General features: G+C 70.0%; 23 protein-coding genes, 1 tRNA gene and 1 pseudogene. 7 read left to right on the top strand and 18 right to left on the bottom strand.

Going from position 1 to position 21008, the window contains the following annotated elements:
* Positions 1–2 precede the first annotated feature (2 nt).
* Positions 3–1223 (bottom strand): sarcosine oxidase subunit beta family protein, encoded by a 1221-nt coding sequence (locus ACZ6TD_RS03170; RefSeq protein WP_471350043.1) that lies wholly within the window; start codon positions 1221–1223, stop codon positions 3–5.
* Complete coding sequence (glyA, locus tag ACZ6TD_RS03165) at positions 1220–2536, bottom strand: serine hydroxymethyltransferase (protein WP_471350040.1); 1317 nt, start codon at positions 2534–2536, stop codon at positions 1220–1222. The genes ACZ6TD_RS03170 and glyA overlap by 4 nt, the downstream gene beginning before the upstream one ends.
* Positions 2537–2631: 95 nt before the next feature.
* On the opposite strand from glyA, the gene ACZ6TD_RS03160 reads away from it, so the two are divergent.
* Positions 2632–3297 (top strand): GntR family transcriptional regulator, encoded by a 666-nt coding sequence (locus ACZ6TD_RS03160; protein WP_471350037.1) that lies wholly within the window; start codon positions 2632–2634, stop codon positions 3295–3297.
* A gap of 49 nt (positions 3298–3346) precedes the next feature.
* On the opposite strand, the gene ACZ6TD_RS03155 is transcribed toward ACZ6TD_RS03160, so the two are convergent.
* Positions 3347–3478: a hypothetical protein gene (locus tag ACZ6TD_RS03155; RefSeq protein ID WP_471350032.1), complete on the bottom strand. Its 132-nt coding sequence runs from the start codon at positions 3476–3478 to the stop codon at positions 3347–3349.
* A gap of 104 nt (positions 3479–3582) precedes the next feature.
* Between ACZ6TD_RS03155 and ACZ6TD_RS03150 the strand changes: the two genes are divergently transcribed.
* Positions 3583–4020: a glutaredoxin domain-containing protein gene (locus ACZ6TD_RS03150; protein ID WP_471350030.1), complete on the top strand. Its 438-nt coding sequence runs from the start codon at positions 3583–3585 to the stop codon at positions 4018–4020.
* 147 nt (positions 4021–4167) lie between these two features.
* Here ACZ6TD_RS03150 and ACZ6TD_RS03145 read toward each other — a convergent pair whose 3' ends face one another.
* From ACZ6TD_RS03145 to ACZ6TD_RS03135, 3 genes are all read right to left on the bottom strand, one after another.
* On the bottom strand, positions 4168–4497 hold the full coding sequence (locus tag ACZ6TD_RS03145) for a deoxyxylulose-5-phosphate synthase (protein WP_471350026.1): 330 nt from the start codon (positions 4495–4497) through the stop codon (positions 4168–4170).
* Between the two features lie 97 nt (positions 4498–4594).
* Positions 4595–5149, bottom strand: coding sequence for an AAA family ATPase (locus ACZ6TD_RS03140; protein WP_471350021.1), 555 nt, complete (start codon positions 5147–5149; stop codon positions 4595–4597).
* A gap of 168 nt (positions 5150–5317) precedes the next feature.
* Positions 5318–5395 (bottom strand) — tRNA-Trp (locus ACZ6TD_RS03135).
* A 283-nt stretch (positions 5396–5678) separates the two neighbouring features.
* Between ACZ6TD_RS03135 and ACZ6TD_RS03130 the strand changes: the two genes are divergently transcribed.
* Positions 5679–6401, top strand: coding sequence for a GNAT family N-acetyltransferase (locus tag ACZ6TD_RS03130; protein WP_471350019.1), 723 nt, complete (start codon positions 5679–5681; stop codon positions 6399–6401).
* A gap of 63 nt (positions 6402–6464) precedes the next feature.
* Here the strand turns inward: ACZ6TD_RS03130 and ACZ6TD_RS03125 are convergent, their stop codons facing one another.
* From ACZ6TD_RS03125 to ACZ6TD_RS03090, 8 genes and pseudogenes are all read right to left on the bottom strand, one after another.
* Positions 6465–6590: a hypothetical protein gene (locus tag ACZ6TD_RS03125; protein ID WP_471350017.1), complete on the bottom strand. Its 126-nt coding sequence runs from the start codon at positions 6588–6590 to the stop codon at positions 6465–6467.
* 470 nt (positions 6591–7060) lie between these two features.
* Positions 7061–7300, bottom strand: coding sequence for a DUF6411 family protein (locus ACZ6TD_RS03120; protein WP_471350013.1), 240 nt, complete (start codon positions 7298–7300; stop codon positions 7061–7063).
* 116 nt (positions 7301–7416) lie between these two features.
* Positions 7417–8532: an AI-2E family transporter gene (locus ACZ6TD_RS03115; RefSeq protein WP_471350010.1), complete on the bottom strand. Its 1116-nt coding sequence runs from the start codon at positions 8530–8532 to the stop codon at positions 7417–7419.
* 141 nt (positions 8533–8673) lie between these two features.
* A complete protein-coding gene (locus ACZ6TD_RS03110) occupies positions 8674–9582 on the bottom strand; it encodes a class I SAM-dependent methyltransferase (protein ID WP_471350007.1) in 909 nt (302 codons plus the stop codon).
* 57 nt (positions 9583–9639) lie between these two features.
* Complete coding sequence (locus ACZ6TD_RS03105; RefSeq protein WP_471350004.1) at positions 9640–10752, bottom strand: NAD(P)-dependent alcohol dehydrogenase; 1113 nt, start codon at positions 10750–10752, stop codon at positions 9640–9642.
* Between the two features lie 51 nt (positions 10753–10803).
* Positions 10804–11328: pseudogene (locus ACZ6TD_RS03100) on the bottom strand (aldehyde dehydrogenase family protein); the annotation flags it as partial.
* A gap of 8 nt (positions 11329–11336) precedes the next feature.
* Positions 11337–12113: a (5-formylfuran-3-yl)methyl phosphate synthase gene (locus tag ACZ6TD_RS03095; protein ID WP_471350001.1), complete on the bottom strand. Its 777-nt coding sequence runs from the start codon at positions 12111–12113 to the stop codon at positions 11337–11339.
* 243 nt (positions 12114–12356) lie between these two features.
* Complete coding sequence (locus tag ACZ6TD_RS03090; protein WP_471349999.1) at positions 12357–13271, bottom strand: LysR family transcriptional regulator; 915 nt, start codon at positions 13269–13271, stop codon at positions 12357–12359.
* 69 nt (positions 13272–13340) lie between these two features.
* Between ACZ6TD_RS03090 and ACZ6TD_RS03085 the strand changes: the two genes are divergently transcribed.
* Positions 13341–14327, top strand: a complete 987-nt coding sequence (locus ACZ6TD_RS03085; protein ID WP_471349995.1) for an EamA family transporter — start codon at positions 13341–13343, stop codon at positions 14325–14327.
* 88 nt (positions 14328–14415) lie between these two features.
* Here ACZ6TD_RS03085 and ACZ6TD_RS03080 read toward each other — a convergent pair whose 3' ends face one another.
* Both ACZ6TD_RS03080 and ACZ6TD_RS03075 read right to left on the bottom strand, forming a co-directional pair.
* Positions 14416–15456 (bottom strand): vWA domain-containing protein, encoded by a 1041-nt coding sequence (locus ACZ6TD_RS03080; protein ID WP_471349993.1) that lies wholly within the window; start codon positions 15454–15456, stop codon positions 14416–14418.
* Between the two features lie 219 nt (positions 15457–15675).
* On the bottom strand, positions 15676–16629 hold the full coding sequence (locus ACZ6TD_RS03075) for an NADP-dependent oxidoreductase (protein WP_471349990.1): 954 nt from the start codon (positions 16627–16629) through the stop codon (positions 15676–15678).
* Positions 16630–16722: 93 nt separating this feature from the next.
* On the opposite strand from ACZ6TD_RS03075, the gene ACZ6TD_RS03070 reads away from it, so the two are divergent.
* Complete coding sequence (locus tag ACZ6TD_RS03070) at positions 16723–17292, top strand: TetR/AcrR family transcriptional regulator (protein WP_471349988.1); 570 nt, start codon at positions 16723–16725, stop codon at positions 17290–17292.
* Between the two features lie 81 nt (positions 17293–17373).
* Here the strand turns inward: ACZ6TD_RS03070 and ACZ6TD_RS03065 are convergent, their stop codons facing one another.
* Positions 17374–18210: an SDR family oxidoreductase gene (locus ACZ6TD_RS03065; RefSeq protein WP_471349986.1), complete on the bottom strand. Its 837-nt coding sequence runs from the start codon at positions 18208–18210 to the stop codon at positions 17374–17376.
* A 130-nt stretch (positions 18211–18340) separates the two neighbouring features.
* Between ACZ6TD_RS03065 and ACZ6TD_RS03060 the strand changes: the two genes are divergently transcribed.
* On the top strand, positions 18341–19240 hold the full coding sequence (locus ACZ6TD_RS03060; RefSeq protein WP_471349985.1) for a LysR family transcriptional regulator: 900 nt from the start codon (positions 18341–18343) through the stop codon (positions 19238–19240).
* Positions 19241–19313: 73 nt separating this feature from the next.
* Here ACZ6TD_RS03060 and ACZ6TD_RS03055 read toward each other — a convergent pair whose 3' ends face one another.
* The gene (locus tag ACZ6TD_RS03055; RefSeq protein ID WP_471349982.1) at positions 19314–20183 is read right to left on the bottom strand and encodes a helix-turn-helix domain-containing protein; all 870 of its coding nucleotides are present in this window, start codon (positions 20181–20183) and stop codon (positions 19314–19316) included.
* A gap of 142 nt (positions 20184–20325) precedes the next feature.
* On the opposite strand from ACZ6TD_RS03055, the gene ACZ6TD_RS03050 reads away from it, so the two are divergent.
* Positions 20326–20940: an NADPH-dependent FMN reductase gene (locus ACZ6TD_RS03050; protein WP_471349979.1), complete on the top strand. Its 615-nt coding sequence runs from the start codon at positions 20326–20328 to the stop codon at positions 20938–20940.
* Positions 20941–21008: the final 68 nt, after the last annotated feature.

Raw genomic sequence — 21008 nt, 5'->3', positions numbered from 1 at the left:
TCTCAGTGGGCCACGGCCGCGGCGCCGTGTTCGTCGATCAACGCGCCCGTCGCGAAGCGTTCGAGGGCGAAGGGGGCGTTCAGCGGATGCGGCTCGCCCGTGGCGATGGTGTGCGCGAAGGTCCAGCCGGCGGCCGGGGTGGCCTTGAACCCGCCCGTACCCCAGCCGCAGTTGACGTAGAGGTTCTCGACGGGGGTGGTGCCGATGACGGGGGAGGCGTCCGGGGTGACGTCGACGATGCCGCCCCAGGTCCGCAGCACATGCGCGCGGGCGAAGACGGGGAACAGCTCGACGGCGGCGGCCATCTGCTGCTCGATGACGTGGAAGGAGCCGCGCTGCCCGTAGCCGTTGTACGCGTCGACGCCCGCGCCCAACACCAGCTCGCCCTTGTGCGCCTGGGAGACGTAGACGTGCACATGGTTGGACATCACCACGGTCGGGTGGACCGGCTCGTGCAGTTCGGAGACCAGCGCCTGGAGCGGATGGGACTGCACCGGCAGCCGGAAACCGGCCAGTTCGGCCAGCACACTGCTGTGCCCGGCGGCCGCGAGGCCGACCCGGCCGGCGCGGATGCGGCCACGGCTGGTCTCGACGCCCACCACCCGGTCGCCGTCCTTGAGGAAGCCGGTGACCTCGCACCCCTGGATCAGGTCCACACCCATGGCGTCGGCCCGGCGCGCCAGCGCCCACGCGACGTGGTCGTGCTTGGCGATACCGGCCCGCGGCTGGAAGGTGGCGCCGAGGACCGGATACCGGGTGCGGGGCGAGACATTGAGGATGGGGCAGACCTCGGCGACCTCGTCCGGCGCCAGCCACTGGGCGTCCACGCCGCCCAGGCGGTTGGCGCCCACCCGGCGCACGCCCTCGCGGACGTCCTGCGGGGTGTGCGCGAGGTTGAGGACGCCGCGCTGGCTGAACAGGAAGTCGTACTCCAGCTCCTCCGGCAGCCCCTCCCACAGCTTGAGCGCGTGTTCGTAGATCGCCGCGCTCTCGTCCCACAGGTAGTTGGAGCGGATGATGGTGGTGTTGCGCGCCATGTTGCCGCCGGCCAGCCAGCCCTTCTCCAGGACGGCCACGTTGGTGATGCCGTGGTTCTGGGCGAGGTAGTAGGCGGTGGCCAGGCCGTGGCCGCCCGCGCCGACGATGACGACGTCGTACGAGGAGCGCGGCTCGGGGTTGCGCCAGAGGAAGTCCGGGTGCTCCGGCAGCGGCTGGGCGGTCATGCCGCGTCTCCGTTCGGGCGGGGGTAGAGGGGGAAGGCGGACGCGAGCTTCTCGACCCGGTCGCGCAGCAGGCCCGCGCGCTCGTCGTCGAGCCGCTCGTCCTTCAGGGCCTGGGCGATGATGTCGGCGACCTCCCGGAACTCCGTCTCGCCGAAGCCGCGGGTGGCCAGGGCCGGAGTGCCGATCCGCAGGCCCGAGGAGACCATCGGCGGGCGGGGGTCGAAGGGCACCGCGTTGCGGTTGACGGTGATGCCGACGCGGTGCAACCGGTCCTCGGCCTGCTGCCCGTCGAGCGTGGAATTCCGCAGGTCGACGAGGACCAGGTGGACTTCGGTGCCGCCGGTGAGCACCGTGATCCCGGCCTCGGCCACATCGTCGGCCAGCAGCCGTCCGGCGAGGATGCGGGCGCCGTCCAGGGTGCGCCGCTGGCGCTCCGTGAACTCCTCGCCCGCCGCCACCTTGAAGGCCACGGCCTTCGCCGCGATGACATGCTCCAGCGGGCCGCCCTGCTGGCCCGGGAAGACCGCGGAGTTGATCTTCTTGGCCAGGTCGGCACGGCTGAGGATCACCCCGCCGCGCGGGCCGCCGAGGGTCTTGTGCGTGGTGGTCGTCACGACGTCGGCGTACGGCACCGGGTTCGGGTGGAGGCCCGCGGCCACCAGCCCGGCGAAGTGCGCCATGTCCACCATCAGATACGCGCCGGCCTCGTCCGCGATCCGCCGGAACGCGGCGAAGTCCAGCCGGCGGGGGTAGGCCGACCAGCCCGCGACGATCATCTTGGGGCGGTGTGCGAGCGCGAGCCGCTCGACCTCGTCCATGTCGATGCGCAGATCGGACTCGCGCACGTGGTACGGCACGACGTTGTACAGCCTGCCGGAGAAGTTGATCTTCATGCCGTGGGTCAGATGGCCGCCGTGCGCGAGGTCGAGGCCGAGGATGGTGTCGCCGGGGGAGAGCAGGGCGAACATCGCGGCGGCGTTGGCCTGGGCGCCGGAGTGCGGCTGGACGTTGGCGGCCTCGGCGCCGAAGAGCTCCTTCACCCGGTCGATGGCGATCTGCTCGACCACGTCGACGTACTCACAGCCGCCGTAGTAGCGGCGGCCGGGGTAGCCCTCGGCGTACTTGTTGGTCAGGACCGAGCCCTGGGCTTCCATGACCGCCGCCGGGGCGAAGTTCTCCGAGGCGATCATCTCGAGCGTGGACTGCTGGCGGTGCAGCTCGGCCTCCACCGCGGCGGCGACGTCCGGGTCGAGTTCGCTGAGCGGAAGGGCGAGCGGGGAGGCGAATGTGCTGGTCGACGGGTTGATTGCCATCTGTGCACCATCCTGGGAGCCAACTAATGGGCAACTGATATATCAGCCTCTGCGGTAAGGTATGAGAGCTCGCGAGACAGGTCAAGGGGGTATTCATGCAGCAGGTGGCGACCGAACCTGCGGGCGAGGAGCTCTCCCTCGCCGAGCGCGCCTACCGCGCCATCCGCGACCGGCTCGTCATGCTCGAGATCCGCCCGGGCGCGCCGATCAACGAGGATCAGCTGGCGCAGTCCCTCGGCGTCGGACGCACACCGGTGCGCGAGGCGCTCAAGCGGCTCCAGTACGAGCGCCTGATCGCGACCTACCCCCGGCGCGGCACCTTCGCCACCGACGTCAACATCACCGACCTGGCCCATATCTCCGAGGTGCGCCAGGAGTTGGAGCCCCTGGCCGCCGCCCTGGCCGCCCGGCGCGCCACGGCAGCGGACCGTGCGACCCTGACGGCCGCCCTACGGGAGCTGGACGGCGCGGATTCACCTCGGCGCGACGCCGCCGAGCTGATGCGCCTGGACCTCCAGGTCCACCGCGCCATCTACGCGGCCACGCACAACCCGTACCTGGAGGACACGCTCGTCCGCCACGACAACCTGGCGACCCGCATCTGGTGCCTGTTCATCGACCGTCTGTCCGACATGGCCGGCCACGTCGGAGAGCACGGGCCGTTGATCGAGGCGGTCGTCGCCGGAGACCCCGACAAGGCGGCACAGCTCGCCCACAGTCACGTCGAGGGCTTCGAACGGGCCATTCGCGCCGCCATCTGAGCGGGGTCCGACCGTCGCTGTCTGGGACGGGAGGATCCGGCGGTTGCCATCAGGGATGGGATCCGACGGTCGCCATCAGGGACTTGATCCGACGGTCGCCATCGCGGACCATGCCCACCACGGGGTCGGTGGTGATGGGGGCGCCGGGCGGAGCGTCGGCGGATGTGATCCGGGTCGCCATGGGGCCCACGGGGTGACCGGGTGCACGCGCCTCGGCGCGGTCGCCTTCGACTGAGCGTGTAGCCCGCGAAGCCGGAGTCCGACACACCGATAGCCTTGGCCGCTATGACGCGCGCTTGGATCCTGCCGATACTCCTCGTGCTCTGCGGCTCAGCCCTCGCCACCGGGCTGATCTCCAGCGGAAACCCCGGCGCAGCCGTAGCGCTCCTGCTGGTGTTCGTACTGCTCGCAGGCGTGAACTCGCCCCTGATCTTCCCGAGGTCGATCAGCGCACCGGAGGCACAACGACGCAGCGCGGCAGACGGCCGGCCAGTCGTCTTCTGGCGGCCGGGCTGCGCGTACTGCCTCCGCATGCGCGTCCGGCTGGGCCGCAGCGCCGGCCAGGCGCACTGGGTCAACATCTGGCGTGACCCGGCTGGAGCGGCGGCGGTGAGGGCGGCCAACGACGGCAACGAGACCGTACCGACCGTCGTCGTGGCAGGTCAGTCCCACACCAACCCCGACCCCGCATGGGTACGCGAACAGCTCTCCCGTTCGAGGTGACCGGGAGCGGTGCCCTAACGCAGAGGCTTCCATAAGGCAATGGGTCTGCTGCCGTTCCCGGCCGCGGTCAGCCCTGGGGTGGGTGATCAGGCGGCCGCGGACCATGCCGTGGCGGAGCCCAGCGCGGAGAGTGGCCGTCGCGGTGGTCTAGGGAAGCTCACGGCGGACCAGCGCCTGGCTGAACGGCTCCCCGGTGGTTCGGGCGTATGCCAGCCGTTCGCGTACCGCGTGGAGTGTGCGTGGGCGGTATCCGGGACCTCCGCAGCAACTCTTGTGGAAACGCACGCCTGCGTGGAGCAGCACGGAAAGTACCCTCCACCCCGCCTTGTCCCGCCGGCGAGGGGCAGCGAAGGCGGACCCGACGTGGATCATCGGCTTTGCGCAGCGCGGACACAGCCGGTCGTGGTCACCGTGGTAGGGCTGCTTGTACGAGGCCCGGCATGGCAGACACACGTACGAGGTCTTCGCGGGAGGCATACGCTCAGGCTAAGTGCCACGTCACCGTCGGGCGAAAGGTTTTCCGCAGGCAGCGCCCGCTGCCGTCGTGAGTGTGACGTCTCGCGGCGAGGAACTGTCAGGGGCTGCTCGCGGAGTGGTGCTCGGCCCAGCCGGTGGCGGTCACCACCTCGCGCGCGATATCTGTGACGGCACGCCCATCCGTCACCACCCGTACGGTATCCGCGGCGGCCCGCTGGTTCAGCAGCCGTGCCTTGCGAGCACTGCCTTCCAGTTCCTGCTCCAGCTCCGAGCCGAGTTCCCGGCGCACCAGCCGCTCTCGGACGGTGGCATCGGAGGCGGTGAGCAGAACCCGTATGATCCGTGTCCCCGTTCCCATAGCGCGCTCGAACATTCCCGTGGACTCGGGCAGCACACTCACGGTGTTGGTGTAGATCAGCCGGCGGTAGCCGCGGCGGGCGAAGTTCGCCCACACGGCCGTCAGGTTGCTTTCGGTGATTTCCGAGCGGTGGGGATCTCCCTCCGGGGCCGGATGGACCTGCCCCATGAAGTCGCCATCGATGACCGCGTGCGAGACGGCTGCGGCCCGCAGTACGGCCGATACCTCCCACCCCACCGTCGTCTTGCCGACTCCGGCCCGCCCTCCGATGAGCAGTACTTCCGCGTGATCCATAGGGGCAGCCTGCCAGCACTCATCTGTCCGGGGCGACCCGATAAAATGTGCGCCGCGGTCGTCGGGCATGGGCCCTCCAGCTCGCTCCCACGGGCGCGGAGAGGACGACGGGCGGCGAGGAGCGGCGTGGTGGTTGCGGGCGACTCACGTACACACCAGCGCACTGCATGGCAGGGGCGGCAGGATTCGAACCTGCGGCGCGCGGGTTTGGAGTCCGCTGCTCTGGCCGGGCTGAGCTACGCCCCTTTGACGCGGCCAGTCTGGCACCTACCGACCGTGACGGGCTACAGGATTTCCGAGCGGCCGGGTGGTGGATGACGACCAGTCCGCCGGTGGCCGGGCGATCCGGGCCGTAGAGAGGCCAGGAGGGCGCCCGCCCCCCTCGCGAGGCGACGGGACCGGGGGGCGGTTATGGTTCCATCACCCCGGCGCCACTACCGGACGCGCCGGCAGGAATCCAGACCGGGGAATGCGCTCGGGCGGTATCGCGCCGCTTGGTCGACCGCGGAAGTGGGAAAGGCACATCACGATGACGAGCGGTGACATCGGTGACAGCGGTGACACCGCGGCACTCGAGGACCCGGTGGGCGAGTCGCTGCGCGGCCGCCACGCAGGTCTCGGGCGCCGACTCGGCCGGGCCGCCACCTACCTGCCGGGAGTCGCGACCTTCTCGGCGGTACCCGCCGACGCGGACGCGGCGGACTGGGCCGGCCTCGCGCGGCTCCTCGGTCGAGACGCGTTCGCCGACATGTTCAGTTGCCAGGCGCCCCCTCCTCCGGACTGGAAGCAGGTCTTCGTCCTCGAAGGCCGGCAGATGATCTGGCCCGGCAGCAGCCGCCCCGGCCAGGCTCATGCCGCGACCGGCACCGACGTGGTCGAACTGGGCGCGGCCGATGTGCCCCAGATGCTCGACCTGGTCGCACAGACCCGACCGGGACCGTTCTGGCCGCGCACCCGCGAACTCGGCACCTACCTCGGCATCCGCGACGGCGGCAGACTGGTGGCCATGGCGGGCGAACGGCTCCGGCCCCCGGGATGGACCGAGGTCAGCGCCGTCTGCACGGCCCCCGAGGCACGCGGGCGAGGCCACGCCGCCCGCCTGGTCAGTGCTCTCGTCGCCCGCATCCTGGCTCGGAACGAACGCCCCTTCCTCCACGTGGCCGAGACGAACACCGGCGCGATGGCGCTCTACGAACGGCTCGGCTTCGCGAGCCGGAAGCACGTGACCTTTCGCGGCTTCCGCACTCCGTGATGGCATCACTACCTGGATCGCGCGCAAGCATCGGTCCGCGCCTCCGCCAGGCGCCGCGGTCATTCAGCCGTCGCGCTGGACCGCCGCCGCGGTGATGGGACTTTGCGCGCTCCCCTCCACCGCGAACGCGGCGCGGGGGCCGATCAGCGGTGCCAGCGCGATGTCCGCTTCCGCGTCTGCAACGTGCACGACGGCATCATCGATGGCTGCGGCCGGGTCCAGCAACCGCATAACTCCCGGAACCTGAGGGGCGGTTCGCCGAGCACGTGAAGGACATGGCAAGGCGGGCCCCGCATCGCGCTGCTGTGCCGATGCGGGGTCTGGCAGGTGTTTCCGCGTGGGGGAGGGGCGGATGTTCATGCACACGCTGTTGCGTCCGACGCCCGCCTCTCTCCGCTGGGAAAGCCATGAACGTGTCAGGAACGCGTCGGCGCGGCCCACTTGTCCAGACCAGTCTGGCCGCAGTCCTCCTCGCCGCATCGACCGGGCTGACAGCGTCGGCGAAGCCGCGGCAGGCCGATCCGCTCCAACAGCAGGTCAGTCACGGCGCGCCCCGGAGCCACTTTCCTGGTCCACGATTAGGGTCGGCGATCCTCGTTCGCCTCCGTGAGCTCGGTCTGCACCAGGGCACGCTGGGGATGGCGTTTGCCGAGGGTGGTCTAGAACGGCATGTGGCCTCGGGCTCGCCGCCCGGCGGAGCCGCTGCGGCCGACTGCCTTGGAACTGCTGCGGAAGGGTTTGCTGAGGATCCGTCCCAGGAGGCCGGGGGCTTTGCCGCCGGCGCGTGATCCGGCGCCCAGGGTGCGTTGGGTGCCGCGTTCAGGGTGCCGGGACAGGCGTGGGACCAGAAAGGCCAGCACGGCCAGAACGGCACAGATGCCAAGAATGCCGAAGATCATGGCGAAGTGCTCCTAGTGTGAGGTGTGCCTGCCGGGTACCCCGCGGGTCCGGCAGCATGCCGCAGCGCTCGGTCCGGCCGCACCTGGTGTGCGTGGCCGCGCCGAGGCCGAGGGGGTTACGACGTGACCGTGCCACCGGAGTGCTGATCGTTGTTTTCTGGTTCTCGCGATGGGTGGCTGAGTTGTTCGCGTAGGTAGGCCCAGATCACGGAGATCAGTGCGGCGACCGGTACGGCCAGCAGACTGCCCACGATTCCGGCCAGGCTGCTGCCCAGCGTGACCGCCAGCAGGATGACCGTGGCGTGGAGGCCGAGGCCACGGCTTTGGATCATGGGCTGGAACACATTGCCCTCCAACTGCTGCACCACGACGATGATGGCCAGCGCGATCAGAGCGTCGGTCAGGCCGTTGGACACCAGCGCGATGAGCACCGCGACCGCGCCTGCGAACAGGGCTCCCACGATGGGGACGAACGCGGAGATGAAGGTCAGGACCGCCAGGGGCAGTACCAGTGGTACTCCCAAGGCCCACAGCCCGAGTCCGATGAGGATGGCGTCGAGCAGGCCGACCAGCGCCTGGGAGCGCACGAAGGCGCCGAGGGTGTCCCAGCCGCGTGCGGCCACGGCGGGGATATCGGTGGCGAGCCGGCCGGGCAGCTGGCGGGTGAGCCAGGGCAGGAACCGTGGGCCGTCCTTGAGGAAGAAGAACATCAGCAACAGCGCCAGGACGGTGGTGATCAGGCCGTCGACTACGGTGCTCACCCCGGTGACGACGGTGGTGACGATGCTGCCGGTGCTGCTCTGGAGCCGGGCGGCCGCGCTGTCCGAGGCCCTTGCGATCTGGGCGTCGCCGATGTTCAGCGGTGGACCGGCGGCCCATTGACGTACCTGGTGGATGCCTTGGGTGACACCGTCGGTCAGTTCGCCGGACTGGGAGGCCACCGGTACGGCGATCAGCGCCACGATGCCTGTTGCGACCAGGAGGAACAGCACGGTCACGACCGAGGCGGCCAGCGCGGGAGGCCACCCGCGCCCGCGCAAAAAGCGGGCCGGGGGCCAGGTCAGGGTCGTGAGGAGCAGGCTGAGGACAAGTGGCCAGAGAACCGGCCACATCCGGCCCAGGGTCCACAGGACCACCGCCGCCATGGCGAGGACGACAAGCAGCTCAAGGGAGATTCGCGCTGATAGGCGCAGCGCGGCGCGGGTTCTCGTCGGATTCAACGTGGCAGGCATGGGCCCACCGGTACCCCGTTCGTGCCGTGCTATCGCGGCTGTCCAGAAGCCCGGCCCGGGGTCGCCGGTGCAAGGGCACAGGATGGGGAGGCCAGGGCCGCTGTTTGGGCCGGGTGCGGCCGGGGGCCCTGGGTGGTGGCGTCAGGCGCGGGGTTTGTGGGCGAATACCCATCGGTTGCCCGCTAGTGCGTCGTTGTGTTCGGGGTGTGGGCCGCGTCCGTGTTGGCGGGTGTAGTCGAAGGGGGTGTGGACGGTTGTGGTCCAGCCCTTGCCCGCGAGATTGCCTGCGGAGTCGGGTCGTGGTTCTCGGTTGAACAGGTTGAGCAGGTCGATGCCGATCTGCTGTTTCGTCGCGGTGTAGAGAGGGCTGTCGCGGTATTCGAGCAAGTCTTTGTCGAGTTTGACCTCGAACGCCAGCGTGCTTCCTCCCGCGCTCAGCCGGTCCACCGTGTGGATGAGGTTCGTTTCGGAGGTGTTGGGCAGGTAGAACAGCAGCCCTTCGGCCAGCCAGGCGCTTGGCGCGGCGGTGTCGAAGCCGGCCTCGGTCAGCGCTGCGGCCCAGTCGGCGCGCAGGTCGACCGGGATCGGTACGCGGGCTGCCTTCGGGGTGGTCGGCAGTCCGCCGAGCACCTTGTGCTTGAACGCCAGCACGCCTTCCCTGTCGATCTCGAAGACCACACAGCCGGGAGGCCAGTCGAGTCGGAACGCCCGCGAATCCAACCCCGCCCCGAGCAGGACCACTTGGCGGACTCCTCGCGCGCGCACCGACTGGAGGAGGAAGTCGTCGAGGACCCTGGTCCGCAGGCCGAAGTAGCGGGCGAAGCGTCCCCACAGGGGGTTCGCGTCTCCGTCCGCGACCTGGTGTATGCGCACCGGCCATTCCGCGGAGGCCGGTGCGGCGTGGACGAAGTGTTCTGCGTAGATGTCTTGTGCCAGGCTGTCGTGGCGGTGGGTCTCGATCGCCCGGGCTGCGGCGACCATGAGAGCGGTCACACCGATTCCCCCTTCCACACCTTCCACACCAGTGTTGTACCGCGCTGTGTCGGCCATGTGTCCTCCCTTGGCGCGAGTAGAGACCACGAACAGCAACGAATGCGCAAGCCTGGCTCACCGGTCGTTCCCCGCAGGGATCAGGACGGGTTTGACCACGCGGCCCGCGTCGCAGTCGCGTTCGGCTTGGTTGATGTCAGTGAGGGGGTAGGTGCGGATCAGCTGGTCGAAGGGAAACCGCCCGGCCTGCCAGAGCCTGGTCAGCCGCGGGATCAGCAGCCCCGGCACCGCGTCCCCCTCGCAGATGTGGGAGATCCTCCGGCCCCGGTCCAGGGTTCCAGGTTCGAGTGGCAGGGCGGTGTGGAGCCGTGCCACCAGACCGAGGTGGCCGGTCGGACGCAAGGCCCTGAGGGCGTTGTTGATCAGCTCGGCGGAGCCTGTGGTGTCCAGCGCGTAGTCTGTGCCGCCGTCCGTCAGTTGCTGGATGCGGTCGGGCAGGCCGAGCAGGTCGGCCGATGTGGCGTGCAGCGGGATCGCGTGGAGCCGCTCGGCGAGGGCCAGCCGCTCGGGGTGCCGGTCGACGGCCACGGTCACCGCTCCGGCGGCGGTGGCGGCCATCACCGCGGCCAGGCCCACCGCTCCGGCGCCGTAGACCGCGATGGTGTCGCCGGGGCCGATACCGAAGGAGTGGAAGATTGCTCCGGCGCCGGTGAGGAAGCCGCAGCCGAGCGGTCCGAGGAGTTCGATGGGCAGTGTGGGATCGACCCGGACGGCGTTGCGGGCCGGGACCATCGCGTATTCGGCGAAGGAGGACTGGCCGAACCAGCGGGGGGCCAATGCGCTTCCGGTCGCGTCGGTGAACCGCGCCGCGTGTTCCTCGCGTCCTCCGAAGAGGTTGAGCGTGGGGAAGGAGTCGCAGTAGGCGGGGGCCGCGCCCATGCAGCTCCGGCAGTGTCCGCAGGAGTCGAAGCTCAGAACGACGTGGTCGCCGGCGCTCAGGCCGGTGTCGGGGCCGCCTGTCTCCACCACGATCCCGGCCCCCTCGTGGCCCAGCACCGCCGGCAGCGGTGAGCGGCCGGCCGAGTGCCGGACCGCGAGATCGGTCCGGCACATCCCGCAGCCCGCGATCTTCACCAGGATCTCGTCGTCGCGCGGCCCCGCGTGCAGCATCACCTCCTCGAGGGTGAACCGGCTCTCGTAGGAGCGCAGTACCGCCGCGGCGAACCTCATCCGTCACCCCTCAACCGGACGGTGCACGACGAACGGGCTGAGGTTCTCATACAGCCGGGCGAGCGAGGCCGTCGCGGCCCGCGCGACGGCCCGTCCGGTGGGGATCGAGCCGGTGACGGTCACGTGGCGGACCCCCGGATGGGAGGCGAGGCGGGCGCCGAGGGGTTCGCGGCCGGTGACGATGGTCAGGACACCCCGCTCACCGCGTACCGGCCGGCCGTCTGTGATCGGCTGGGTTCCGGGGTCCAGCTCGGCGAAGTAGCGCAGGCGGGCCGCCGCGCGGGCGACCTCCGCGTACGACTCGGCCAGGGGTTTGCCCTGTTCACGGGTGAGCAGTGGGGCGAGGTCGGCCCCGGCCGCTTCCACGGCGTCGGCTGCCGCGAGCAGCGCGGTGGTACGGGCGGCGGGGTCGGCGCGCCAGCCGCGCCATGCCTGGTGTGCCCGGCCGACGACGGCGTCCAGCTCGTCCGGCTGCTGGTCGGCGGCCTCGTCGAAGGCATCGCCGGTGGCCGGATCGAGGACGGCGAAGCACCCGCCACGGGCCCCGGGCGTGCGAGGGGGCGGGCTGGTCGGCATACCGGCGGTCAGCCCGCGGTGGCGACGGAGGCTGCGTGGTCCCGGGCGTGCCGGTCCATCTCCGCCCGGAAGGCGGCCACCAGTTGCGGCTGGATCCTTCCGGCGTCGCGGTCGCCTCCCTCGCAGACCGCGCCGCGCACCCCCACGATGTCGGTGCCGATGCGGGTGAGCGCGCCGAGGTCCGCGGCTTTGACGCTGCCCGCGAGGGCGGCGAGCAGACCGGCCCCGTGGGCCTGCCGGACGAACTCCGCGCAGACGTCGGGCGGAACATGGTCGAACAGCCGTGTCCCGTCCTTGACCGCGGTGTCGAGCATGGCCGCATCACAGCCGGAGCGGCGGGCGATGTCGGGCAGCGCGAGCGGGTTGACGCAGCCGATCCGGTGGGCGTCGGCGTAGCCGGAGGCGACGACGAACGCGTCCGGCTGATAGTCCTTCACTGCCCGGACCACCCCGCGCATGACATCGATGGCCTGTTCGGGCGTCGTGCATCCGTAGAGGCCGACCTTGATGTAGGTGGCTCCGGAGACCGCCGCGCCCAGTGCCGCCTGGGCCACTGTGCCGGGCTTGTAGGGGACGTCTCCCACGGTGGCGGAGACCGGCTTGTCCGCCGGGACCGCGTCGCGGATCTGCCGGATCACCCAGGGAAAGTTCGCGCCGAGCGAGCCCTCGTCGGGTTTCTTGACATCGACGATGTCGAGGTGTTCCGCCGCCTTCGCGCAGGCGAGGGCCTCCTCGACGCTGTCCGGGGAGATGAGAAGCAACAACGTGGATTCCTTCCACCGCATGCCACGTGCCCGGGGGCAGGTATGCGGAGTCGTGTGGATCACGTGCGGTCCGCTCATCATTGCCGCGTCCCGTGCCCATGGGCAGGGCGCGCAGAGTCCGGACGGGGCATTGCCATGACGTTCCGCGCCCCCAGTGCGCCGTCTGCGCCGGTCCGAATCAGCCGCACGCAGGTGCACCCGTTGCCGGGGACACCGATACTCACAGGCCCTGTCCGGAGCGGCACACCGACGCGGCGATCGAGACTATGCACTCTGCGCTGATTGCCGAATGATCAGGTCGGTCAGCAGGGCCAGCGGAGGCCAGCTGTCGCGACCCCGGCGGGCGACGGCGAAGGCGCGCAGGACAACGTCCGGCGCGGTAAGCGGCACCAGATGGACACCGGGCAACGTGGAGGTGCGCATCGGCAGCAGCCCTACGCCCATTCCTGCCGCGATCATGCCCTGTACGAGGTCGAGGTTGTCCGCCTGGTGAGTGAGGTGGGGGGTGAAGCCGGCCATGGAGGCGAGTGTCCGAATGACGGTCTCGTCACCGGTGTTGCGCGAGTTGCCGATCCAGTCCGCCGTGCGGAACCAGCGGAAGACCTCAGGGGCGTCCGGTGCTGAGGGACGGGCGACGTGGTCAGGAATGCCCAGACCCCAGGGAGCGGTCCACAGTGGGGTGATGACGACCGCCGGGTCGGGCTCGGCCGGTGCCAGGTTGTAGTCGTAGGTGAGCGCGAGGTCAGCCTCGTCGTTCGCCAGCAGATGGAGGGCTTCGGCGGGTTCGTGCTCGCGGACCAGGATGCTGAGCTGAGGATGGCTTGCGGACAAATTGCTGATGATGGGCAGCAGTTGGGCTCGGATGGCCGTGGCGAAGCCTGCCACGCGCACCGTGCCGGTCGGCGGGGCGTCGGGACTCAGGTCCCGCTGTGCGGCCTCGACTGCCGCGAGGATCGTCACGGCGTGTTCCGCCAGACGGCGGCCCGCCGACGTGAGCCTGACCCTGCGCCCGTACGGCTCGATCAGCGTTGTGCCCATGTCCTGGGCCAAAGCGGCGATCTGTTGAGAAACCGTCGAGGTGGTGGTGCCGGTGGCCTCGGCCACCGCGCGCATCGAGCCTCGCCGGGCCAACTCGGCCAGCATCTGCAGGCGACGTGTTTCCATCCCCTCATTGTCCATGAATCCCGAACGAATCATTCGGGATCGACACGTGGACGTGAACAGTGTCGAGGATCTCTACTGGAGTCCATGAACGCTCCCGAACCGCCTGAGGCTTTTCCTTCCCATCCCTCGCGCCATGTCGGCGCCGGGGCCGGTTTGCTCATGGCCGCCACCTCGATGTGTACCGTGCAACTCGGATCGGCTCTGACGGTTCCGTTGTTCGGACAGCTCGGCGCGCTGGGGACGGCAGGGCTGCGCCTGGGCTGGGCCGGGCTGATTCTGCTGGTCGCCATCCGCCCCCGGCCTCGTGATTTCACCTCCCGGGACCTCTTTGCCTGCATGGTTCTCGGTCTCGTGACCGCCGGAATGATGGTCTTCTTCATGCTGGCGATCGCCCGTCTCCCGCTGGGGACCGCAAGCGCGCTGGAATTCTTGGGACCGCTCACCGTCTCCCTCTTCGGGCCGAGGAAAGGACGCCTCGTCTGGGCGGCCGCGGCGGCGACGGGCGTCGTGCTGCTGACCGAGCCCTGGCATGGCGGCGCCGACCTCGTGGGGGTGGGGAGTGCGCTGCTCGCCGCGGGGTGCTGGGCCGCGTACATTCTGCTGACCCAACGGGTCGGTGATCGTGTCACCGGCCTGAGAGGACTGGCTGTCTCCATGCCGGTCGCCGCGGTGGTGGGGCTGGCCGTCGCCGCCCCGGACCTCGCCGAACGCCTCACCTGGTCACCGCTGTGGACCATGCTGGTTCTGGCGGTGCTCAGCCCCGTCATCCCGTTCGCTCTCGAGTTTCTCGCCCTGCGTCACCTGACCACGTCCGCGTTCGGCACGCTGATGAGCCTCGAGCCCGCCATCGCCCTCATGGTCGGTCTGCTCGTTCTCGGCCAGCGCCCCGGGGCCGCTGCGACACTTGGCCTGGTTCTCGTGGTCGTGGCCAGCGTCGGTGCCACCCGCGCCGGTGTCCGGCCCGCGGCATCCTCTCAAGAGGCACCAGCTTGCCGGTATGAGACCGGCCCGGAGCCCGTACGACGTGACCAGGACCAGGCTGCCCTGTGCCAAGGCAGCCGGCCACGGTGACACGACGGGCACGGCAAGCCGCCCAGGTAGCTGGATGAGACGAGCCCTTGGAGGCCCCGCCAGTCCGGCCGGCGGGGCCTCCCAGGGCTCAGATCATGAGCAGCAGCCGCGTGTGCGGTACCAGCTTCCGGTTCACGCTGGTGCTCTGCACGAATATCGTGAAGTCGTCGTTGCGGTCCGGATTGACGCGAACTTCCGTGTCCGGCAGCCCGAGCAGGGATCGCGCCTCCGGCCCCGTGTACACCCGGTCCGTCTTCTTCTCCAGCACCGCGATCTGTTTCCGCGCCTGGATTTTCTCCGACTTACTCAGCTGATAGAACGCACAACCGGTACGGAAGGTGTGCCCGCATTCGATGACCCATTCCCGGATCGCCGCTTCGCGAGCCACCGGAATCAGCTGGTATTCCGACGGGTCCACCGGGGTGAGGCCGGCTGCCTTGATGGTGTCCTTGTTGACCGCTTCCGCACCCGTGGAAAACACCGCGCGCGATCCCCGGATGCCCTGGGCTCGGCCCACCATAAAGTTCTCGGTGGCCTGCTGGATGACCTGCGCTGCCTCCTCCAGACCCTGTGTGCTCGTGGCATCCCAGATGGCGATGTTGTCCCTCGGGAAACCGCACTGCATGGCCTCGCGCTTGCCCATCTGGTCCGGCACGAGGACGGCCAGTGTCCAGTTGTCCTCCTGCGTCTCCATCATCTTGGCCACGGCCTGCACCAGTTCACGCGGGTTCTTGGTAGGGGCATCCGGGCAGCGATGACTCGCGTTCTCCTGGCCGTCCGTCAGGACGAACGTCAGGAAACTGTGGTCGCCGTACAGTTGAGCAGTCTGCGCAAGCTCCCGCTGCGACTTCAGTGTGGCCGCCAGCAGAGCCGTCATTCCACCGACCCGGTAAAGCTGCTTCAGGGACGGCATCCGCAGCACGTCCTTGTCATAGATGACGCACTCCACCTTGTCGGCGAATACGTACACCGTGACGCGGGTTTCCTGGTCCAGTTCCTTCGACCGGCGGGCCAGATAAGCGATCTGCTGGTCGGCGACTTCGATGACCTTGCCGCTCAAGTGTGACATGGACGAACTGGCATCCAGCACGAGAGCAACGTGATTGATGTAGTTCTGGTTTCCGGACATGACCGCTCCCCCTTTTTCCCTGTCGATGCTCCTACCTTCTCACCCACCACTGACAATCGAGACGGGGGAAACGCTCGTCGGTCTTCGGGTCGACGGTATGGCGCAGCGTCCCGAGTCGGGATCCGATGCTGGAGCGGGTCAGTGGGCGAATCGGTGCCCTGGACAGGGCATGGCGCAGGTGCTCAGGAGGTGCTCAGCAGGCGCTCGGTGGAGACGTGGTCACGGCGTGATCACGATCTTGCCGTGGACGTGGCGTCCGGCTTGCAGTGCCACGGCGTCACGGATCCGCTTCAGCGGGAAGGTCGCGGCGATGGGCACGGTGATCCGGCCGGCGAGGATCGCATCGGTGATCCGCTTCAGGCCGCCCGGTCCGGCGTTGCTGCCTCCAGTCGCGCGTACGCCGCCGGGAGGGTTCGGACCCGCGGCGATCGTGGAGATCCGCTCAGGCGGTATGCCGAGCGCGAGCGCGGTCTCGGCCGTCTCGGTGCCGAACAGATCCGTCGCGGCGGTCACGCCGTCGGGAGCCAGCGTCCGCACCCGGTCCGCGAGTCCCGGACCGTACGCCACGGGCTCGGCGCCCAACTGCCGCAGGAACTCGAACGTGCTCTGCGAGGCGGTCCCGATCACTCTGGCGCCGGCGAGTTTCGCGAGCTGTACGGCGAACACGCCCACACCGCCGGCGGCACCGCCGACCAGGACGGTGTCACCGGACCGCAGTCCGATCGCCTCCAGGGCGGCGACGGCGGTCAGGCCGGCCACCGGGAGCGTGGCCGCCACCTCGTCGCTGATGCCGTCCGGTGTGTGAAACAGCGCGTCGGGTGCCTGAGCCGGAGTCTTGTCGGCTGCCTGAGCCGGAGTCTTCATGACCAGGAAGTCGGCGGCGGCCTTCGCCATCGCGCCTCCGTAGACGCGATCACCCACGGCGAAGCCGTCGACGCCGGCTCCGGCCTCGTCGATGACACCGGCGAAGTCGAACCCGAAGCCCGACGGCACGGTGACGCCGAACATCGCCGCTGTCTCGGGGTTCGAGGAGATGATCCAGTCCATCGGATTCAGGCCGGCGGCTGTTACGCGGACACGCACCTCGCCCGGGCCGGCGTGCGGCTCCGGAGCGTCTCGCAGTTCCAGGACCTCGGGGCCTCCGAACGTCTCATAGACGACGGCTCGACTCATGGGTGGACCTCCAGCGGGGCAGACGAACGAGTGATAGGACTTGGTCCCATCACTGTACATGAGTGACGGGACCAAGTGCCGTACACTGCCGTCATGGCCCGCTGGCAACCCAACGCACCAGAGCGACTCGCTGTCGCCGCCCTCGAACTGTTCGAGGAGCGGGGCTATGAGGACACGACAGTGATCGAGATCGCGGAGCGCGCGGGACTGACGAAGAGCACCTTCTTCCGGCACTTCCAGGACAAGCGGGAAGTGCTCTTCGGAGGGGGCACGATGACCGGACTGCTCGCCGAAGGGATCGCCGAGGCTCCGGCGACCGCCACGCCGTTCGAGGCGGTGGGTCATGCTCTGGACGCGGTCGGGAGGGAAGCTTTCCACCCCGCTCGCCGCGAATGGAGCGCCCGCAGGCGGGCAGTGATCGCCGCCAACCCGGAACTGCGGGAACGCGAGGCGCTGAAGGGCCTCGCTCTCACCGCATCGATGACCGACGCGCTCAAGCGGCGCGGCATTCCCGAACTGACCTCGTGCGTGGCCGCGGAACTGGGCGCGCTCGCGTTGACAATCGCCTATGAGCGCTGGAGCGACACGACCAACGCCGACGACTTCGGCGACATCGCCCGCCGAGCCCTCAGTGATGTGCGGGCAGCCAGTGCCTTGTGCTGACGCGGACAGAGCTGGTGCGGTGAACGGGGACGCTTCCGATGCCCGGCGTGCGCTGTGGCGCTGCCGCGCGGAGGCGACTGCTCATCGGAACAGGTCCAGGTTGTCGGTGGCCCAGTCGCGGAACGGGCGGCCGGGGCGGCCGGTCAGCCGCTCGGTGGAGCGTGTCGCTTCGTGGTGCTCGGTGGGCAGCGCGGCCCAGTAGTCCAGGACGGAGTCGACCAGCGGTGCGGGCACGTGGCCGCGCAAGTGTGCGGCTGCCTGGTGACGGGTGGGTTCGTACAGTTCGATCAGGCGGTTGAGCAGCTCTCCCAGTGTCCGGGCCTGGTCGCGGAAGCTGAGGACTTCCGGGCCGCCGAGGCTGATGGTCTCACCGTCCAGTCGGTCGCTGGTGAGGGCCAGTTCGGCGACGTCGGCGATGTCCTCGGGATGGATGACGTCGAGCTGGGCGTCCGGATGGGCCTGCGCGACCGGTCGGCCGGCGCGGACGGCGTCCGCCCAGTGCCGCGCCATGGTGGCGAACCCGCCCGGGCGCAGCACGGTCGCTGTCAGCGGTGTGGCCCGTAGCGCCCGTTCCACCCGCAGGTGGTGGCGGGCCAGCGCGTTGTGCTCCGCGTCGGGGAGGGCCGCCGAGTCCGATGAGAGCAGTACCACCCGCTGTACGCCGGCCGGGATCGCGGCACTCAGGAGTGCGTCGATTCCGGCCGGTTCGGCGTAGAGGAAGATGTCGGTGACTCCGGCCAGCGCGGGGGCGAAAGTCGTCGGGTCCGCGAGATCGAGGGGGACGGCGGGTACGCCGGCGGGCAGGTCGAGTTTTTCCGGGGCGCGGCTGGCCGCCCGGACCCTGTGCCCGGATTCGTGCAGACGGCGGAGCAGGCCGGCGCCGATGCCGCCGCGGGCCCCGGTGATCAAAAGGGTCATGTGTTCCACTCCTGGTGATGGCTGGGATGCGGCCCGCGAACGGTGCCGGCCACCAGCCTGCGGCGACTTCACCATCGAGTCCAACGAAGATTGCCGATCACATCCATCGGCCCCTGGTATAAATGCGGGAGTGGAACTACGTCAGCTGGAGTGCTTCGTCGCGGTCGCGGAGGAACGCAGCTTCACCCGCGCCGCAGCCCGGTTGCACATCGTGCAGTCCACCGTGTCGGCCACGATCGCCGCTCTGGAGAAGGAACTGGCCTCCCCGCTGCTGGTGCGCACGACCCGGCGGGTCGGCCTTACCGACGCCGGGCTCGAACTTCTTCCCAAGGCCCGAGCGGCGCTCGACGCGGTCCGGGACGCGCGCGACGCCGTCCACGCCGTCCAGGGCGGACTGCGCGGCACCCTGCGCATCGGAACCATGAGCTCACTCGGGCTGATCGATCTGGCCGCCCTGCTGGGCCGTTTCCACCGCGATCACCCCGAGGTGTCCTTGCGCTTGGCGACGGCGGCGTCCTGCGGGGGATCGCCGGAACTCATCACGGCGCTGGCCGAAGGCCGGCTCGACCTGGCCTTCGTCTCGATCCCCGGGCAGTCCCCGGCCACCGTACGACTGCGCCACCTGACCTCGATACCGCTCGATCTCGTGGTTCCACGAGAACACCCCCTGGCCGGCTGCGGCTCAGTGACGCTCTCGGACCTGGCCGACGAGCCCTTCATCGACTTCCCATCCGGGTACGGGAACCGGGCCGTGACCGACCGCGCCTTCACCACCGCCGGACTTCGACGGCACGTGACCATCGAGATCACCGACATCGCCGCTGGTGTGGACTTCGTCCGCAACCGCCTCGGCCTGGCGCTGCTGCCTCGCGGTGCCGTCACCCCCGACGACGAACTCACCACCCTCGGTATCGCCGGTGCCGACCTGGACTGGCCCATCTCACTCGCCACCCCGACGGAACGCACCCTCTCCGCAGCGGCGCGCGCGTTCGAGCAGCTCGTTGAGCGCCATCTCGCGGCGCGCTCCTGAAACCCCCGCACCCACCGCGCCTCGCTCGCGATCGACTACCGACAGCCCACCGCGTCGCCACTCCCCGGCGGTCTCAGCCGGACACCGCGCGCAGCGCCCCGGACCGGCGGCCCGTCAGCCGGTCCAGCGCGGCGGCGGAGGCGTCGTCGGCGGGGATGTGCACCACCAGGCGCTGATCGTCGTCGGCGGGCAGCTCCAGCGTCTCGTACGCCAGGCGGAGCTCCCCCTCCTCGGGGTGAACCAGACGCAGGACGCCGTTCGCCCTCGGCAGACCGGGCAGGGTCGTCACCCGCTCGGCGAAGTCCGGACCGGCGGTCACGGTCAGCTCGTCGGCGACCGCCGCGATGTGGGGGTCCGCGCGGAACGGCCCCTGCTTGAGTGCGGCCACCTGGTCATCGGCGACCCGGTCCCAGTCGGGGTAGGCGGTGCGTGCCCGCGCGTCGGTGAAGACGTAACGGACGAGGCTGGGCGGGCCGCCGTCCGCTCCGTGGGCATCGAGGAGCCCCAGCGGCCGGGTGAGCCGCTCGTACGCCTCCGTCCAGGCCAGGAGCTCGCCCAGCCCGTTGCGCAGAACGGCCGGGGCGGGTTCGAGACGGTTCAGCAGCGCCCGCACAGTGGGCCGCACCGTACGGCCGGGCACCGCCTCGCCCCGGCAGGTGAACCCGCCCTCGGCCCCCTTGGAGAGCCGGTGCAGATGGACCCGCTCGCTCGCGGTCAGCCGCAGCGCGTCGGCGAGCGCCGAGAGCACGGGCGCGGACGGTCTGCGGTCGCGCCCCTGCTCCAGCCGGGTCACGTATTCCACGCTGACCCCCGCGAGCGTGGCCAGCTCGGCCCGGCGCAGCCCCGGCGTCCGGCGGCGCGGCCCGGTGGGCAGCCCCACGTCGGCGGGGGCTACGGCCTCGCGGCGGCTGCGGAGGAAGAGACCCAGCTCCTTGTCGCTCACGTGGTGAACGTAACAGCCGCGCCGGTCCGGATCGTGGCCCTGCCGCTACCAGTCTCGGCCCGGCCTTCCTGGCACCCGGTGGCCCCGGCAGATTCGAAGGCGATCCAACGGACCCCAGCACAAGGAAAGGTGCTGCATAGCCATGCCCACTGAGCCCCAGAACGGTAGCCCCCTCAACCTCGTTGTGATCATCGGCAGTGTCCGGGAGGGCCGCTTCGGCCCGGTGGTCGCGAAGTGGTTCGCGGAACGGGCCGAGGAGTACGGCCGCTTCACGGTGAACCTCGTCGATCTCGCCGACACGACCCTGCCACTGGCCCTCCCGGCGGTGCCGCCGGCCCTCGAACCCCGTATGGCCCGCCCTGCCGGGATGGCGGACCTGACCCGGCGGCTCGAGGAGGCCGACGCGGTGGTCGTGGTGACGCCCGACTACAACCGCAGCTTCCCCGCCTCCCTGAAGGCCGCGATCGACTGGCACTACACGGAGTGGGAGGCCAAGCCGATCGGCTTCGTCGGCTACAGCGGAGCCAGCGGCGGCCTGCTCGCCATCGAGCAGCTCCGCCAGGTCTTCGCCGAACTCCAGGCCCACACGGTGCGCAACGTCGTGACGTTCCCCCGCTACTACGAGCTCTTCGGCCCGGAGGGCGAGCTACGGGACCCGCAGGGCCCGAACGGCGCAGCGAAGGCGATGCTCGACGAGTTGCTGTGGTGGGGTGAACTCCTCCACAAGGCGCGTCGCACCCGGGCCGAGACCGCCTGAGCGGCCGCGCGCTGAGCTCAACCGTCCGGGCACCGCTCACCGAGCCGAGGTGCCTTCGCCCGGTGCCG

The organism is Streptomyces yongxingensis, assembly GCF_055597465.1.
This window is presented reverse-complemented; position numbering and strand designations above follow the sequence as displayed.

Bases quoted from the DNA above. Each gene is read 5' to 3' on its own strand.
- ACZ6TD_RS03170 (WP_471350043.1), bottom strand. From the start codon at position 1,223: ATGACCGCCCAGCCGCTGCCGGAGCACCCGGACTTCCTCTGGCGCAAC.
- glyA (WP_471350040.1), bottom strand. From the start codon at position 2,536: ATGGCAATCAACCCGTCGACCAGCACATTCGCCTCCCCGCTCGCCCTT.
- ACZ6TD_RS03160 (WP_471350037.1), top strand. From the start codon at position 2,632: ATGCAGCAGGTGGCGACCGAACCTGCGGGCGAGGAGCTCTCCCTCGCC.
- ACZ6TD_RS03155 (WP_471350032.1), bottom strand. From the start codon at position 3,478: ATGGCGACCCGGATCACATCCGCCGACGCTCCGCCCGGCGCCCCCATC.
- ACZ6TD_RS03150 (WP_471350030.1), top strand. From the start codon at position 3,583: ATGACGCGCGCTTGGATCCTGCCGATACTCCTCGTGCTCTGCGGCTCA.
- ACZ6TD_RS03145 (WP_471350026.1), bottom strand. From the start codon at position 4,497: ATGCCTCCCGCGAAGACCTCGTACGTGTGTCTGCCATGCCGGGCCTCG.
- ACZ6TD_RS03140 (WP_471350021.1), bottom strand. From the start codon at position 5,149: ATGGATCACGCGGAAGTACTGCTCATCGGAGGGCGGGCCGGAGTCGGC.
- ACZ6TD_RS03130 (WP_471350019.1), top strand. From the start codon at position 5,679: ATGACGAGCGGTGACATCGGTGACAGCGGTGACACCGCGGCACTCGAG.
- ACZ6TD_RS03120 (WP_471350013.1), bottom strand. From the start codon at position 7,300: ATGATCTTCGGCATTCTTGGCATCTGTGCCGTTCTGGCCGTGCTGGCC.
- ACZ6TD_RS03115 (WP_471350010.1), bottom strand. From the start codon at position 8,532: ATGCCTGCCACGTTGAATCCGACGAGAACCCGCGCCGCGCTGCGCCTA.
- ACZ6TD_RS03110 (WP_471350007.1), bottom strand. From the start codon at position 9,582: ATGGCCGACACAGCGCGGTACAACACTGGTGTGGAAGGTGTGGAAGGG.
- ACZ6TD_RS03105 (WP_471350004.1), bottom strand. From the start codon at position 10,752: ATGAGGTTCGCCGCGGCGGTACTGCGCTCCTACGAGAGCCGGTTCACC.
- ACZ6TD_RS03095 (WP_471350001.1), bottom strand. From the start codon at position 12,113: ATGCGGTGGAAGGAATCCACGTTGTTGCTTCTCATCTCCCCGGACAGC.
- ACZ6TD_RS03090 (WP_471349999.1), bottom strand. From the start codon at position 13,271: ATGGACAATGAGGGGATGGAAACACGTCGCCTGCAGATGCTGGCCGAG.
- ACZ6TD_RS03085 (WP_471349995.1), top strand. From the start codon at position 13,341: ATGAACGCTCCCGAACCGCCTGAGGCTTTTCCTTCCCATCCCTCGCGC.
- ACZ6TD_RS03080 (WP_471349993.1), bottom strand. From the start codon at position 15,456: ATGTCCGGAAACCAGAACTACATCAATCACGTTGCTCTCGTGCTGGAT.
- ACZ6TD_RS03075 (WP_471349990.1), bottom strand. From the start codon at position 16,629: ATGAGTCGAGCCGTCGTCTATGAGACGTTCGGAGGCCCCGAGGTCCTG.
- ACZ6TD_RS03070 (WP_471349988.1), top strand. From the start codon at position 16,723: ATGGCCCGCTGGCAACCCAACGCACCAGAGCGACTCGCTGTCGCCGCC.
- ACZ6TD_RS03065 (WP_471349986.1), bottom strand. From the start codon at position 18,210: ATGACCCTTTTGATCACCGGGGCCCGCGGCGGCATCGGCGCCGGCCTG.
- ACZ6TD_RS03050 (WP_471349979.1), top strand. From the start codon at position 20,326: ATGCCCACTGAGCCCCAGAACGGTAGCCCCCTCAACCTCGTTGTGATC.